General features: G+C 66.8%; 13 protein-coding genes. 4 read left to right on the forward strand and 9 right to left on the reverse strand.

The genetic code is table 11. The features are described from left to right. Window positions 1-76: 76 nt before the first annotated feature. The 5 genes from EPO41_RS17530 to EPO41_RS17550 all read right to left on the reverse strand — a co-directional run bounded on the left by EPO41_RS17530 (window position 77) and on the right by EPO41_RS17550 (window position 5,794). Window positions 77-1,114 (reverse strand): oligopeptide/dipeptide ABC transporter ATP-binding protein, encoded by a 1,038-nt coding sequence (locus EPO41_RS17530; protein ID WP_296327481.1) that lies wholly within the window; start codon window positions 1,112-1,114, stop codon window positions 77-79. Further along, complete coding sequence (locus EPO41_RS17535) at window positions 1,107-2,129, reverse strand: ABC transporter ATP-binding protein (protein ID WP_296327483.1); 1,023 nt, start codon at window positions 2,127-2,129, stop codon at window positions 1,107-1,109. The genes EPO41_RS17530 and EPO41_RS17535 overlap by 8 nt, the downstream gene beginning before the upstream one ends. A gap of 9 nt (window positions 2,130-2,138) precedes the next feature. Beyond that, window positions 2,139-3,077 (reverse strand): ABC transporter permease, encoded by a 939-nt coding sequence (locus EPO41_RS17540; RefSeq protein WP_296327486.1) that lies wholly within the window; start codon window positions 3,075-3,077, stop codon window positions 2,139-2,141. A 1-nt stretch (window position 3,078) separates the two neighbouring features. Then, window positions 3,079-4,074, reverse strand: a complete 996-nt coding sequence (locus tag EPO41_RS17545) for an ABC transporter permease (protein ID WP_296327489.1) — start codon at window positions 4,072-4,074, stop codon at window positions 3,079-3,081. A gap of 103 nt (window positions 4,075-4,177) precedes the next feature. Beyond that, window positions 4,178-5,794, reverse strand: coding sequence for an ABC transporter substrate-binding protein (locus tag EPO41_RS17550; RefSeq protein ID WP_296327491.1), 1,617 nt, complete (start codon window positions 5,792-5,794; stop codon window positions 4,178-4,180). A gap of 200 nt (window positions 5,795-5,994) precedes the next feature. Here EPO41_RS17550 and EPO41_RS17555 point away from each other — a divergent pair, with 200 nt between their 5' ends. The 3 genes from EPO41_RS17555 (at window position 5,995) to hemA (ending at window position 9,107) form a co-directional block, all read left to right on the forward strand. Next, window positions 5,995-7,404, forward strand: a complete 1,410-nt coding sequence (locus EPO41_RS17555; protein ID WP_296327494.1) for an aspartate aminotransferase family protein — start codon at window positions 5,995-5,997, stop codon at window positions 7,402-7,404. A 2-nt stretch (window positions 7,405-7,406) separates the two neighbouring features. Continuing rightward, a complete protein-coding gene (locus EPO41_RS17560) occupies window positions 7,407-7,760 on the forward strand; it encodes a hypothetical protein (protein WP_296327497.1) in 354 nt (117 codons plus the stop codon). 123 nt (window positions 7,761-7,883) lie between these two features. Further along, complete coding sequence (hemA, locus tag EPO41_RS17565; protein WP_296327499.1) at window positions 7,884-9,107, forward strand: 5-aminolevulinate synthase; 1,224 nt, start codon at window positions 7,884-7,886, stop codon at window positions 9,105-9,107. A gap of 4 nt (window positions 9,108-9,111) precedes the next feature. Here hemA and EPO41_RS17570 read toward each other — a convergent pair whose 3' ends face one another. Continuing rightward, entirely contained in the window at window positions 9,112-10,305 is a 1,194-nt protein-coding gene (locus tag EPO41_RS17570; protein WP_296327501.1) for an MFS transporter, read from the reverse strand. 89 nt (window positions 10,306-10,394) lie between these two features. Here EPO41_RS17570 and EPO41_RS17575 point away from each other — a divergent pair, with 89 nt between their 5' ends. Further along, complete coding sequence (locus EPO41_RS17575; protein WP_296327503.1) at window positions 10,395-10,802, forward strand: hypothetical protein; 408 nt, start codon at window positions 10,395-10,397, stop codon at window positions 10,800-10,802. Window positions 10,803-10,806: 4 nt separating this feature from the next. On the opposite strand, the gene EPO41_RS17580 is transcribed toward EPO41_RS17575, so the two are convergent. From EPO41_RS17580 to EPO41_RS17590, 3 genes are read right to left on the reverse strand one after another with little or no spacing between them, the layout of a single operon-like run. Further along, window positions 10,807-11,436 carry a glutathione S-transferase N-terminal domain-containing protein gene (locus EPO41_RS17580; RefSeq protein ID WP_296327505.1) on the reverse strand — a complete coding sequence of 210 codons (630 nt, stop codon included), beginning with the start codon at window positions 11,434-11,436 and terminating at the stop codon, window positions 10,807-10,809. Between the two features lie 16 nt (window positions 11,437-11,452). After that, a complete protein-coding gene (locus EPO41_RS17585) occupies window positions 11,453-12,601 on the reverse strand; it encodes a hypothetical protein (protein ID WP_296327508.1) in 1,149 nt (382 codons plus the stop codon). Between the two features lie 39 nt (window positions 12,602-12,640). Then, window positions 12,641-14,086: a class II 3-deoxy-7-phosphoheptulonate synthase gene (locus EPO41_RS17590; RefSeq protein ID WP_296327511.1), complete on the reverse strand. Its 1,446-nt coding sequence runs from the start codon at window positions 14,084-14,086 to the stop codon at window positions 12,641-12,643. Window positions 14,087-14,177 lie beyond the last annotated feature (91 nt).

A 14,177-nucleotide genomic window follows, 5' to 3' on the forward strand; every position in this document is an offset into this window, starting at 1 on the left:
CCGGCCACAGATCAAGGGCGCTCGGTGCCCGGCAACGCACATCAGGCCTGATGGAGAAGTGGTCCTTTCGGACGAGTCACGTATTGAGCGCGTAGGTCCGGTCCTCGATCGGCAGCCGGCCTTCCTCGATCGCGTGGCAGGCCACCGTGCCGCCCTCGATCGGCAGCGCCTTGGGGCGCTCGGTCTTGCAGCGGTCGTTGGCGAAGGGGCAGCGCGGGTGGAAGGTGCAGCCCGAGGGCGGGTTGATCGGGCTCGGCACCTCGCCGCCCACCGGGCTGCGCTGGCGGCCCGTCATCTCGAGGTCGGGGATCGTGTCGAGCAGCATCCGCGTATAGGGATGCTTGGGCCGCCGGAACAGCGTGTCGGTCGGCGCCACCTCGACCAGGCGGCCGAGGTACATCACGCCCACCCGCGTGGAGATGTGATAGACGACCGCGAGATTGTGGCTGATGAACAGGTAGGTGAGCTGCAGCCGGCGCTGCAGGTCGACCATCAGGTTCAGGATCTGCGCCTGCACCGAGACGTCGAGCGCCGAGGTCGGCTCGTCACACACCAGGAACTCCGGCTCGCTGGCGAGCGCGCGGGCAATCGAGATGCGCTGGCGCTGGCCACCCGAGAACTCGTGCGGATACTTGCGGCCGTCGGCCGGGTTCAGCTTCACCTGCCGCAGCAGCGCCGCGACCCGGGCCTCGAGATCGGCCTTGCCGGTCGAGAGGCCGAAGGCGCGGATCGGTTCGGCGATGATGTCGAACACGCGCCAGCGCGGATTGAGGCTTGCAAACGGATCCTGGAAGATCATCTGCATGCGCCGCCGCAGCGCCGCCATGTCCGTCCGGCTGCGGCGGCCCGCCATGTCGTTGCCGTCGATCTCGATGCGGCCGGCCGTCGGCGGATAGAGCCCGACCACCAGGCGGGCCACCGTCGACTTGCCGCAGCCCGACTCGCCCACCAGCGAGAAGGTCTCGCCCTTGGCGATCTCGATATCGATCCCGTCGACCGCCTGGACGACCTGGCGCGGCCGGCCCTCGAGCTTGCGCACCAGCCAGGGCGCTGAAACGTCGAAGTGACGCTTCAGCCCTTCGATGCGGACGAAATCTGCGCCGCCGTCAGGCATCGACCGTCTCCTTGAGGATGGGGGCGCCGACGCCGCCGCGATCGTGCAGCCAGCAGGCGGCCCGCGTATCGCCGGCCGGCATCAGGTTCGGCCGCTCGACGAGACAGCGCTGTCCCTTGAACGTGCAGCGCGGATTGAAGGCGCAGCCCGACGGTATCTCGGTGAGACGCGGCATGGCGCCGTCGATCTGCGTCAGCCGGTCGGTGCGAACGCCGAGGCTCGGGATGGAGCCCATGAGGCCCTTCGTGTAGGGATGCCTGGCGTGCTTCACGACGTCGCGCACCGGGCCGATCTCGGCAACCCGGCCGGCATACATCACGGCGACGCGATCGGCGGTCTCGGCGATCACGCCCATGTCGTGGGTCACCAGCATCACCGCCGTGCCGTGTTCGCGGCACAGCCGCTTTAGCAGCGCGATGATCTGCGCCTGGATCGAGACGTCGAGCGCGGTCGTGGGCTCGTCGGCCACGATGAGCCGCGGGTCCGCGCACAAGGCCAGCGCTATCACGACCCTCTGGCGCATGCCGCCGGAGAACTGATGCGGATAATGGTCGATGCGCATCTCGGCGCCGGGAATACCCACTTCCTTCAGCAGGTCGATGGCGCGCGTGCGCGCCTGGGCAGCCGACAGCGGCTTGTGTGTCTGGATCGTCTCTACGAGCTGGCGGCCCACCGAATAGAGCGGATTCAAGCTCGTCAGCGGATCCTGGAAGATCGCACCGATCCGCGCGCCGCGGATCTTGCGCATCTGCTCATAGGGCAGATTGTCGATCCGCCTCCCTTCCAGGCGGATCTCGCCGCCGGCCACCCGGCCCGGCGGCTCCAGCAGGCCGATGATGGCATTCCCGGTCAGCGACTTGCCGGCACCGGATTCGCCCACCACGCCCAGCACTTCGCCGGGCGCGATGTCGAAGGAGACGTCGTCCACGGCGAGCAAGGTGCCCCGGCGAGTCGGAAACTCGACCCGCAGGTTGCGGACTTCGAGGAGCGGCTGGTTATTCGACGCGGCGGCCATCTGTCGTGACTATCGCAGTTTGGGATTGAGGGCGTCGCGCAGCCAGTCGCCCAGCAGGTTGACCGCCAGGACCAGCGCCGCGAGTGTGGCGGCCGGGAACACGGTGATCCACCAGTCGCCGGACTGCAGCACGTCGTTGCCCAGCCGGATCAGGGTGCCGAGCGAGGGCTCGGTCGACGGCAGGCCGACCCCCAGGAACGACAGCGTCGCTTCGGTGATGATGGCGAGACCCAGGTTGATGGTGGCGATCACGAGCACCGGCCCGGTCACGTTGGGCAGGACGTGGCGCACCATGATCAGCAGCGGCGACAGGCCGATGACCCGCGCCGCCTGGACGTATTCCTTGTTCTTCTCGACCATCACGGACCCGCGCACCGTGCGGGCATACTGGACCCAGAAGCTGAGGCCGATGGCGCCGACGATCACGAAGACCGCGATCTCGTCGTGGCGCTGTACCGAAATGACGCTGCGCACGATGCCGTCGATCAGCAGCGCCACCAGGATCGCTGGAAACGTGAGCTGCACGTCGGCGATGCGCATGATCAGCGCATCGACGGCGCCGCCGAAATAGCCGCTGAGCAGGCCGAGCGCGATGCCGATCGCCATGGCGACGACCACCGACGCGAAGCCGACGATCAGCGAGAGCCGCGTGCCGTACATGATCGAGGACAAGATGTCCCTTCCCTGGTCGTCGGTCCCGAGCGGGAAGGCCCAGTCGCCGTCGGGCGACAGCAGCACCGGCGGCTTCAGTCCGTCGCTGAGGCTGAGCGTCGCCGGGTCGAACGGCGTGTGCGGCGCCAGCACCGGTGAGAGGAAGGCGAGGACGACGATCAGGATCGTGCCGATGGCGGCAATGACGGTGAGCGACGAGGACTTGAAGCTCCACCAGATGTCGCTGTCGGTCACCTTGTGCAGCCAGCCAGGCTGAGAGGTCGAACGGTCGGTCATCTCAATGCCCCGCCACGCGCGCTGTGCCGCCCTGGCTGCGCAGGCGCGGATCGACGACGAAATAGAGAAGATCGACCGTGAGATTGATCAGCACGAACAGGAGACCGATCAGCATGAGATAGGCGGCCATCACCGGAATGTCGGAGAACTGCACCGACTGGATGAAAAGCTGGCCCACGCCCGGCCAGGCGAACACCGTCTCCGTCACGATCGCGAAGGCGATCAGGGCACCGAGCTGCAGGCCGGTCACGGTGATAACCGGCACCAGTGTGTTCTTCAGCGCGTGGCCGAAATTGATCGCCCGGTTGGTGAGCCCCCTCGCCCGCGCGAACTTGATGTAGTCGGTGCGCATCACCTCCAGCATTTCCGAGCGCACCAGCCGCATCAGCAGGGTGAGCTGGAACAGGCCGAGCGTGATCGACGGCAGGATCAGCGCCTGCAGGCCCTTCACGGTCAGGAAATTGGTGGGCCACCAGCCGAACAGCATGACGGTCTCGCCGCGCCCGAACGACGGCAGCCAGTGCAGCCAGACCGCAAAGACGAGGATCAGCAGGATGCCGATCACGAAGGTGGGCAGCGAGATGCCTATGAGCGAGACGGCCTGCATCAGCCGGCTCGACCAGTGCTTTGGATAGAGGCCGGTGTAGACGCCCATCGGTACGCCCACGAACAGGGCGAAGACGGCCGCACAGAAGGAAAGCTCCAGGGTGGCCGGCAGGCGTTCCACGATCATCCGGCCGACCGGCTCGGAGGTCCGGTAGCTCAGGCCGAACTTGCCTTGCGCTGCATTGCCGATGAAGCGCAGGAACTGGATGGGCGGCGAGTCGTTCAGGCCCAGCCGCTCGCGCAGCGCCTCGCGTTCGCTCGCCGGCGTGTCCTGGCCGACCATCGAATTGATCGGGTCGCCGACGTAGCGAAAGAGTGAAAAAGCCACCAGACCGACCGTCAGCAGGACGGCGATCGATTGAAGAAGTCGTCGGAGGATGAAGGCGATCATTTGCTGTTCTTGGCCTGGCGCAGCCCTAGCAGGAATGACGCCAGAACGGAGCCGGCCCCGGTCGCAGGGTGCCTGCGCCGGGGCCGGACGTCGGTTGCCGTGGCTACTTCAGGTTGACGAAGCGCAGCGGGAAGCTGTTGTCGGCCGGCTGGACCAGGTCGACGTTCTTGCGGGTCGCCCAGACCAGCGCCTGCTGGTGCAGCGGGATGTAGGCGAAGTCGCCGACGTAGATCTTGGTCGCCTCGGCGATCATGGCGTCGCGCTTGGCCTTGTCGGTCTCGACCTCGACTTTGTTCGACAGCTCGTCGAACTTCTTGTTCGAGTAACCACCGGCGTTATAGAGGCCCTTCTTGGCCTTCACGTCCGGCGTCTGGATGATCTGCTCGAAGACGTTGTGAACGTCGTAGGTCGTCGCCGGCGACCAGCCCAGCATGTAGAAGCTGGTGTTGCTCGGCTTGCCGTCCGCGGTACTGCGCAGGATCTTGGCAAAGTAGAGATTGCGCGTCTGGGCGCGCAGATTCACCTTCACGCCGATCTTGGCGAGCATCGCCACGACGGCCTGGCAGATCTTCTCGTCGTTGACGTAGCGGTCGTTGGGGCAGTCCATGCCCGTCTCGAAGCCGTTGGGATAGCCGGCATCGGCCAGCATCTTCTTGGCCTCTTCCGGCTTCAGCAGCGCCGGGCGCTTGTCGAGATCCTTCATGTAGCCGTTGATGCCGGGCGCGACCATCAGGTTGGTCGGGAAGGACTGGCCGCGCATCACGGTGCGCTTGATGGCGTCGACGTCGATCGAGCGGTGCATCGCCTCGCGGACACGCTTGTCCTTGAAGGGGTTCTTGCCCTTGACGTTCGACTCGACCAGCTCGTCGCGTTCCTGGTCGAAGCCGAGGAACACGACGCGCGTCTCCGGCCCTTCCAGGACCTTGATGTTGGCGTCCTTCTTGAGGTTGTCGGTGTCGGCCGGCGGGACCTCGTAGGTCATGTCGATGTCGCCCGCCTTGAGCGCGGCGATGCGGGTCGCGGCGTTCGGGACCGGCGTGAACACGACTTCGGTCAGGTTATGGACCGGCTTGTCCCACCACGTCGGATTCGGGACCAGGACCGTCTTCTCGCCGGCGCGACGCTCCTTCAGCATGAAGGGGCCCGTGCCCATCGCATTGCGGGTCGCGAAATTCTCTTCGTTCTTGATCATGTCCGCGGGCTGCGCGGCATTGTTCTTCTCGGCCCAGGCCTTCGACATGATCGAGATCGACGCCCACTTGTCGGCGAGCAGCGGATCGGGAACGTTGGTCGTCACCTCGACGCGATGGTCGTTGACCTTGCGGATCTCCTTCATCGAGGAGAAGTTGCCGTTGACGTTCGAGCCCGGCCCGTTGGCGCGGTTGATCGAGAAGATGACGTCGTCGGCGGTGAACGGCGTGCCGTCGCTGAACTTCACGCCCTGGCGCAGATCGAAGAACCACTCGGTCGGGCTGGTCTGGCCCCACTTGGTGGCAAGAGCCGGCTCCAGCTTCAGGTCCTTGTCGCGGCGGACCAGCGGGTCGTAGATGTTGGCGGTGAAGGTCAGGAGGAACGTCTCCTGGCGGGCATAGGGGTCCATCGAGCTGACGTCGCCCGAGTTCGCCCACTTGAACGTCTTGGCGTCGGCAGACGCCACGAAGCCGAAACCGGCGCAGGCGAGCGCCGCCAGCGCCACTGAATGCCGCAGTTTGAAGTGCATGAATTAACCCCTTCGATGTCCCCGTTCGTCTGCACAAGGTGGGCCTCCCCGGCCACCGTCCCCGTGTCAGCGATATTTCAGTCAAATTGCACCCCGGCTCCGGGGCCGTCAATTGCACAAAAAATTTGCATGGTCAGATACAGTGTACTTCGGCCTCGGGCGGGCTATCGTGCGCACCATCACAGTCCAGGGGTACCGGTATGAATGACGTTTCTCGCAGCTTCCGTGGCAATTCCAACGCTTCGCGGGACATCGCGCACCATCTCCACCCCTACACCAACTTCAAGAAGCACGAGCAGACCGGTCCCCTGACCATCGTGCGCGGCCGCGGCGTGTACGTCATGGACGACGACGGCAAGGAATATATCGAGGGCATGGCCGGCCTCTGGTCGGCCGCGCTGGGCTTCAGCAACGAGCGGCTGGCAACCGTCGCCTACGAGCAGATGAAGCAGCTGCCCTTCTACCACGCCTTCAACCAGCGCTCCCATGAGCCCGCGATCAACCTCGCGGAGAAGCTGAAGTCGATGGCGCCGGTCGAGATGTCGAAGGTGTTCTTCGCCAACTCCGGCTCCGAGGCCAACGACACCGTCGTGAAGATGGTGTGGTACATGAACAATGCGCTGGGCCGTCCGCAGAAGAAGAAGATCGTCTCGCGCACCAAGGGCTATCACGGCGTCACCGTGGCCTCCGCGAGCCTGACCGGCCTGCCGGCCAACCATCGTTCGTTCGACCTGCCGATCCAGGGCGTGCTGCACACGACCTGCCCGCACTTCTACCGCTTCGGCGCCGAGGGCGAGACGGAGGAGCAGTTCGCCACGCGCTGCGCGGAGGAGCTCGAGGCGCTGATCATCAAGGAAGGCGGCGCCGAGCAGGTCGCCGCGATGATCTGCGAGCCGGTGATGGGCGCCGGCGGCGTTATCGTGCCGCCCAAGGGTTACTATGAGAAGATCCAGGCAGTCTGCACCAAGTACGACATGCTGTTCGTCGCCGACGAAGTGATCTGCGGCTTCGGGCGCACCGGCAACGTCTGGGGCAGCCAGACGATGAACATCAAGCCCGACATCCTGACCTGCGCCAAGGCGCTGTCGGCGTCGTTCCTGCCGATCTCGGCGGTGATGGTGAACGAGAAGGTCTACCAGGCGCTGATGAGCGAGAGCGACAAGATCGGCACCTGGGGCCACGGCTTCACCTACTCCGGCCATCCGGTCGCCGCCGCCGTCGCACTCGAGGCGCAGAAGATCTACGACGAGACCGACCTGTTCGGTCACGCCAAGCGCATGAGCCCGATCTTCCAGAAGCACATCCAGTCGTTCGCCGATCATCCGCTGGTCGGCGAGGCGATGGGCATCGGCATGGTGGGCGCCCTAGAGATCGTCGCCGACAAGAAGACCAAGACGCCGTTCGACCTCGTCGCGGTCGGCGCGGGCCTGCGCGTCTACAACCACGCCGTGGCGCGCGGCCTGTTCATCCGCAACATGGGCGACCGCGTCGCGATCTGCCCGCCGCTGGTCATCAACGAGGCCGAGCTCGGCGACCTGTTCGGCCGCCTGCGCCAGGCGTTCGACGCCGCCCTGGCCGACCTCAAGTCGGAAGGCCTGTTCAAGGGCTGACCATGAGCGCCGGTTCCGAGGGCGGCGGCGCGACGGCCGTTCGCACGCCGCCCTTCGGGACGGGCCAGCGCATTCGCACCCGCGCAATCTGGGCGGTGTCCCTGTTCACCGCCGCGATCCCACCGGCCGTCGTGGGCCTCGGCATCTCGACGGCCACCGACGACCAGGTGAATGTCGCCCTGCCCCTCGCCCTCCTGTTCTGGGCACTGGGGTTTCTGTTTGCTCTGTGGGCTGCCGTACCGACGCTGCGGCACTGGGACGGGCTGCCGGCGCAGACGCGCTGGCTGGGCGCCCTTCCTCTTCTCTCGGTCTCGCTTTTCCTCAGCCTCGCGCTCCTCGTTCCGCTGCTGCGCTGAGTTCCGCTGCTGCGCTGACGGTCACTGCGAACCGTTCTCGTTTGACGCACGTCAACGCGACCAATTGTGGCTGCGGGCAAAAGCGCCTTGCGCCTAGAATGAGTGCGCGGGAGACACCAGCCCATGGACTACGAAGCCTTCTTCAACGGCCATCTGGGCCGCCTTCGCGACGAGGGACGCTATCGCGTCTTCGCCGAACTGGAACGCATCGTCGGTGCCTTCCCGCGCGCCCGCCTCCATCGCGAGGGCGAATCCCCGCGTGACGTCACGGTCTGGTGCAGCAACGACTATCTCGCCATGGGCCAGCATCCCGCGGTAGTCGAGGCCATGCAGGCCGCGATCGGCGCGCAGGGCTCCGGCGCCGGCGGCACGCGCAACATCTCCGGCACCAACACGCTGCACGCCGCGCTTGAGCGCGAGCTTGCCGACCTTCATGGCAAGGAAGCCGCCCTCGTCTTCACCTCGGGCTATGTCGCCAACGAGACGACCCTGCAGACGCTGGGCGCACTACTGCCGGGCTGCGAACTCTATTCCGACGCCTTCAACCACGCCTCGATGATCGCTGGCATCCGCCATTCCGGCGCCACGCGCCGCATCTTCCGGCACAACGATCCGCGCCATCTCGAGGAGCTTCTCTCTGCCGCGGATCCTGCGACCCCCAAGATCGTGGCCTTCGAATCGGTCTACTCGATGGACGGTGACGTGTCGCCGATCGGCGAGATCTGCGACGTCGCCCATCGCCATGGCGCCCTCACCTATCTCGACGAAGTCCATGCCGTCGGCATGTACGGTGCGCGCGGTGCGGGTGTCGCCGAGCGCGACGGCGTGCTCGACAAGGTCGACATCGTCCAGGCGACGCTGGCCAAGGCGTTCGGCGTGGTCGGCGGCTACATCGCCTCGACGGCGGCCACGGTCGACTTCGTGCGCTCCTGCGGTTCGGGCTTCATCTTCACGACCTCGCTGCCGCCCGCGATCGCCGCTGCGGCACTGGCCAGCGTGCGCCTCGTGAGCGGCCAGCCGGAACTACGCGCCCGCCACCAGGAGCGCGCCGCGACGTTGAAGCGCCGCCTCGCCGCCGCCGGCCTCCCGGTGATGCCTTCGACCACGCACATCGTGCCGGTATTCGTGGGCGATGCCGCGCTGTGCAAGCAGGCGAGCGACCTGCTGCTCGACCGGCACTCGATCTACGTCCAGCCGATCAACTATCCCACCGTGCCACGCGGCACCGAGCGCCTGCGCCTCACGCCGACGCCGATGCATGGCGACGACGACATGACCCGCCTCGTCGTGGCCCTGCAGGATGTGTGGCAGACACTGGGTCTCGGCTCGCGCGCCGCGGCCGAGTAGGTCGCTACTCCACCGTCCGCATCGACCACAGGCGCGAGCGCAGCAGGACGATCGCGATCATCAGCAGCATCGCGATCGCGGGGATCAGCAGCGCGGCCTTGAGGCCCCAGATCGAGCAGATCGTGCCGGTCAGGAAGGCACCGATCGGGCCGCCGCCGCTCAGGCCCAATTGGAACAGCGACATCAGCCGCGCGCGGTGGGTGGCCGGCGCCACGATCTGCACCACCGTGCGGCTCTGGGTCATGGTGATGCCGGCGCCCAGGCCCCAGACGAAGATCAGCGCGAGGAACACCGGAAACGGCGGCAGCTGCGCCAGCGACAACAGCACCATGGCGCCGACCAGAATCGCGGTGCCGATCAGCCGTCCCCTCAAGGTCAGCCGCCGCGCGAGGCCGACCAGCGACATGCTGGCCACGATGGTCGCGGCCCAGAAGGCCAGGTTCATGTAGGAGAGTTCGAGGGCGCCGCCGGCATAGTGGTCGCGGATCGCCAGCGGCAGCACCGCCATGAACGGCCCGACATAGAAGACGCCGACGCCGAAGTTCAGCAGCAGGACCGGCCAGATCTGGTCCGACTTCGCGGCAGCCGACACGCCCTCGCCGACGCTGCGCCAGAATCCCGGATGCTCGGTCTTGGGATGGGCGGGCGGATCGGGCAGCCGTCGCACGAAGATGCAGCCCGCCAGCACCATGCCGGAATGCAGCAGCAGAAGCGGCAGCGCGCCGAACCGGTCGGCCATCGAGGCGCAGGCGATGCCCAGCAGCTGGCCGCCGAACTGCAGGGCCGTCGCCAGTGCGACCGCCCTGGGCAGGCCGCCCTTGGGCGCCACGACCGGTAGCAGGGCATCGCGTGTCGGAATCGCGAAGGCGCCAATGGCACCAGCCGCGACGCCATAGGCGATCAAGAGCGGGTAGCTCAGCCCGCCCGACCACAGGACCAGCGCCAGCGCGAGCGGCGGCAGGGCGTAGACCAGATGGTAGCGAAGCAGCAGCGCACGGGCGTTGCCGCGATCGGCGACCAGTCCGCCCAACGGCAGGAACAGCAGCGACGGCGCCATCACGGCCGCCTGCGCAACGCCCACGGCAAAGGCGTCCATATGCAGCACCACGGCCACCAGCCATGGGAACAGCACCATCTGGATGCCGAGGGGCACGAACCAGCTGCCGAGCCCCGCCAGATAGGCCGGGAAAGCGTTCACAGGGGTCTTGCCTTGCTCCAAGGCACATCCATCTATATCTTAAGCACTTAGTGCCCGTTGCTCATGCAATAGTCAAAGGCGCAAAGCCCGTGTCGACCTTCAATCGCAACACCCTGGTCAAGGTCCTCGAGATCCTCGACAGCAGCCACGCCCAGGAAGCGCTGGCGGCCGCCAAGCTCGCCTCGGCGATGGTGCGCGAAGCCGGCCTCACCTGGGATCAGGTCATCGATGACGCTGTCCTGCCCCGCGTCGCCGTGCCCTCACCCGGCCAGGAAACCGTCCCTGCCCGCTCGCCCGGCGCCGGTCCCTTCGGCTACCGCCGCGAGCGCGAACTGTCGCCACACGAGCAGTTCTTCATGGTGCTGCTGAGCCCGCGCACGCCGGTCGACATCAAGCGCAAGCTGCGCGCTTGGGAAGGCCGGGTCCTCGACGGCGAGATCACGCCGCAGGAAAGCGCCGACCTCCAGTTCATGTACCAGAGTTTCGTGGTCGGCTGACGAATCAGGCGGCGAGCAGGACGCTCTGCTCACGCTCCAGCACACGCTTCACGGCGGGCCTCGCCAGCATGCGGTCCTTCCATGCCGTGTAGTTCGCGAGTTCCGCGACCGGCAGGCCGATACGCTTGCCCCAGCCGTAGAAGACCAGCGCGTAGCCGTCGACCACCGAGAATTCGTCGCCCAGGATCCACGTCTTGTCCGCCAGGAGACCGTCGATCTCCTTGAGGTTGGCGTGGAAGTTCTCGCGACCGACGGTCTTCAGATGATCGAACACGGCGGTGTCCGTGGCAAAGCGCTCGGGACGGCCGATATGGGTGAAGTTCGGGTGTACGGCGTTGGAGAACCAGGCCATCAGCGAGATCGCGCGGGCGCGGGCCACGGGATCCTTCGGCATCAGGTGCGGCGCGTATTTCGTGGCGATGTAGTCGAGGATCGCCGTGTTCTCGACGATCGTCCCCCCGTCCACGACCAGCGCCGGCACGCGTCCGCGCGGATTGACCTTCAGATACTCCGGCGTGCGCTGCTCGCTCTTGGCGAAGGACAGAGCCTGCGAGTCATACTTCGCCCCGCTCTCCTCGAGACCGATGTGCGAAGCCGTCGAGCAGGCGCCCGGTGCGTAGTAGAGCTTGAGCATCTTGACCTCGGGAAGGTTAGAGCGGCCTGGCCGCATCGGCCGGGCGGTTACGGTGCAGGAATTCGCGGCCGATCTTCACCCGCTTCTCGCCGTCGTACTCGACGATGTCGGCGGTGGCGTAGGTTTCGGACCAGTTGGACGGCAGGAACGAGCCCGAGCCCACCACGTCGATCGGCGCCTTGGCCTCGGCCATGACGCGGCACTTGGCGGGACCGAATCCGGAAGACGCCACGATCTTCACCTTGTCGAAACCGTTGCGGTCGAGCTCGGCCCGCAGGTGGAAGATCGCCGCGGCCGAGACGCCGGTGCCGACGAGGTAGCGCAGCTCCTCCTCGCTCCGATAGCCGCGGATCGACTCCGGGGAGAAACGCTCGAGCACGGCATATGACGATGCCGGGTCGAGCCCCTCGACATACCGGCCACCGGTCGTATCGAGGCGCAGCGACAGGTTCCCCTGGGCGGCGAGTTCGGGAAAGCGCCGGCAGACTTCGAGCGAGTCGGAAATCTCGCGCGCGAAATAGTCGACCAGGACCGTCATGCCTTCGGTCGGGAAGGTCTCGTGGAACATCTCGGCGGCGCGCAAGGTCGAGCCGGCATAGCCGATCAGGGCGTGCGGCATGGTGCCGAGGCCGTACTCGCGGCCAAAGTAATGGGCCGTGGCGTGGGTGGCGTTGCCGATGAAGCCGACGGCACCGACCTTGCGCTTGGCGCGGGCCGAGCCCACCGAGGCGGCATAGGCCATCATCTCGGCCATCTCCCGGCCCGCGCAGTGGCGGGCGTCCATGGCGAGGAAGGCCGACTTCGGCATGTCCGCGCACATGGTCCAGGCGTTGTAGGCCGCCACGCAGGCGGGGCCGAGCTTCTGCAGGAAGATCGTCTCGAGGTCGACCAGATGGAAGAAGGAGCCGGTGATGTACATCATCGGTTCGCCGGCGCCGACCCACTTGCCCTCGCGATAGCGCATGTCGAGTTCGACCGCGGTGTTGCGGGCACGGCCGGTCTCCTCCAGCCATTCCAGCGCGAGCCGCGGCGCGAACACCACCGGCCGCCGCATGAAGATCGCGTAGGTGACCGTACAGTCGCCGAACTTGCCGATCACCTGCTTCGAGCGATTGAAGTAGTGATCGGTGTAGCGTTCGATCTCGCCATTCTCAGGATGCGTCATGGCCCTCCCCGGGCTCTCGCGCCAAGCCTCGGACGTCGCTCAGACGGCCGGGCGGGCCCTTGCGACGGACAGGCGCTCCGCCTTGAGCTGCTCGGCGAGCAGGAATGCGAGTTCGAGCGCCTGGCTGGCGTTCAGCCTGGGATCGACCAGCGTCTCGTAGCGCTCGTTGAGATTGTCGACCGTGATGTCGGTCGAGCCGCCGATGCACTCCGTGACTTCCTGGCCGGTCATCTCGAAGTGCACGCCGCCGGGATGGGTGCCCTCGGCGCGGTGCACCGCGAAGAACTCCTTCACCTCGCGCAGGATCGCGTCGAAGGGGCGGGTCTTGCGGCCGTTCGAGGCCGTGACCGTGTTGCCGTGCATGGGATCGCACGACCACACGACCGTGCGGCCCTCGCGCTTCAGCGTACGGACGAGCGCCGGCAGCTTGTCGGCCACCTTGTCGGCCCCCATGCGCGCGATGATCACGATGCGGCCCGCCTCGTTCGAAGGGTTCAGCGTGTCGATCAGGCGGAGCAGATCATCGGTCGGAAGCGTCGGACCGGCCTTGAAGCCGATCGGGTTGCGGACGCCGCGCAGGAACTCGACATGGGCGCCGTCGGGCTGGCGCGTGCGGTCGCCGATCCACAGCATGTGGGCCGAGCAGTCGTACCAGTCGCCGGACGTCGAGTCGACGCGGGTCAGCGCCTCCTCGTAGGGAAGCAGCAGGGCCTCGTGGCTGGTGAAGAAGTCGGTCTCGGCGATCTGCGGCGTCGTCGCGGAGTTCAGGCCGCAGGCGGCCATGAAGTTCAGCGTCTCGTCGAGCCGGGCCGCGAGGTCCTCATAGCGGGCCGACGCGGGCGAGCTGCGCACGAAGTCGAGGTTCCAGCGGTTGACCTCGTGCAGGTCGGCATAGCCGCCCTGGGCGAAGGCGCGCAGCAGGTTCAGCGTGGCCGCCGACTGGTTGTAGGCCTGCACCATGCGCTCCGGATCCGGCATGCGCGCAGCGGCCGTGAACTCGATGCCGTTGACGTTGTCGCCTCGATAGGACGGCAGCTCGACGTCGCCGATCTTCTCGACGTTGGAGGAGCGCGGCTTGGCGAACTGTCCGGCGATGCGGCCAAGCTTCACCACCGGCATGCCGGCGCCATAGGTCAGCACGACCGCCATCTGCAGCAGCACGCGGAACGTGTCGCGGATATTGTTGGCGGTGAAGTCGACGAAGCTCTCGGCGCAGTCGCCGCCCTGCAGCAGGAAGGCCTCGCCGTTGGCGATCTTGGCCAGCGCCGTCTTGAGCTTGCGTGCCTCGCCGGCAAAGACCAGCGGCGGATAGCGGCGCAGGCGTGCCTCGGCGTTGGCCAGCGCGGCGGCGTCCGGATAGACCGGCATCTGCAGCGCCGGCCGGCTGCGCCAGCTGGTCGGGGACCAATTGGCGGCGCTCGACGTGCGGGACTGGCCTTTCGCGGTTCGCGAATCGGCCCTGGACTGGCCCTGGATCGCGGTCATCGACTCCTCCTCGACCCGCAGGCCGAAGGGGCCGGCGGGGTGGGTGAACCTATACGTGCTGTGGATAAAAGGCCAGCCGGCAGCCCGGCCC

The sequence above is a fragment of the Reyranella sp. genome, from assembly GCF_004297265.1.
Lineage (GTDB): Bacteria > Pseudomonadota > Alphaproteobacteria > Reyranellales > Reyranellaceae > Reyranella.

Bases quoted from the DNA above. Each gene is read 5' to 3' on its own strand.
- EPO41_RS17560 (WP_296327497.1), top strand. From the start codon at position 7,407: ATGAGCGCCGGTTCCGAGGGCGGCGGCGCGACGGCCGTTCGCACGCCG.
- EPO41_RS17535 (WP_296327483.1), bottom strand. From the start codon at position 2,129: ATGGCCGCCGCGTCGAATAACCAGCCGCTCCTCGAAGTCCGCAACCTG.
- EPO41_RS17580 (WP_296327505.1), bottom strand. From the start codon at position 11,436: ATGCTCAAGCTCTACTACGCACCGGGCGCCTGCTCGACGGCTTCGCAC.
- EPO41_RS17550 (WP_296327491.1), bottom strand. From the start codon at position 5,794: ATGCACTTCAAACTGCGGCATTCAGTGGCGCTGGCGGCGCTCGCCTGC.
- hemA (WP_296327499.1), top strand. From the start codon at position 7,884: ATGGACTACGAAGCCTTCTTCAACGGCCATCTGGGCCGCCTTCGCGAC.
- EPO41_RS17585 (WP_296327508.1), bottom strand. From the start codon at position 12,601: ATGACGCATCCTGAGAATGGCGAGATCGAACGCTACACCGATCACTAC.
- EPO41_RS17590 (WP_296327511.1), bottom strand. From the start codon at position 14,086: ATGACCGCGATCCAGGGCCAGTCCAGGGCCGATTCGCGAACCGCGAAA.
- EPO41_RS17530 (WP_296327481.1), bottom strand. From the start codon at position 1,114: ATGCCTGACGGCGGCGCAGATTTCGTCCGCATCGAAGGGCTGAAGCGT.
- EPO41_RS17545 (WP_296327489.1), bottom strand. From the start codon at position 4,074: ATGATCGCCTTCATCCTCCGACGACTTCTTCAATCGATCGCCGTCCTG.
- EPO41_RS17540 (WP_296327486.1), bottom strand. From the start codon at position 3,077: ATGACCGACCGTTCGACCTCTCAGCCTGGCTGGCTGCACAAGGTGACC.
- EPO41_RS17555 (WP_296327494.1), top strand. From the start codon at position 5,995: ATGAATGACGTTTCTCGCAGCTTCCGTGGCAATTCCAACGCTTCGCGG.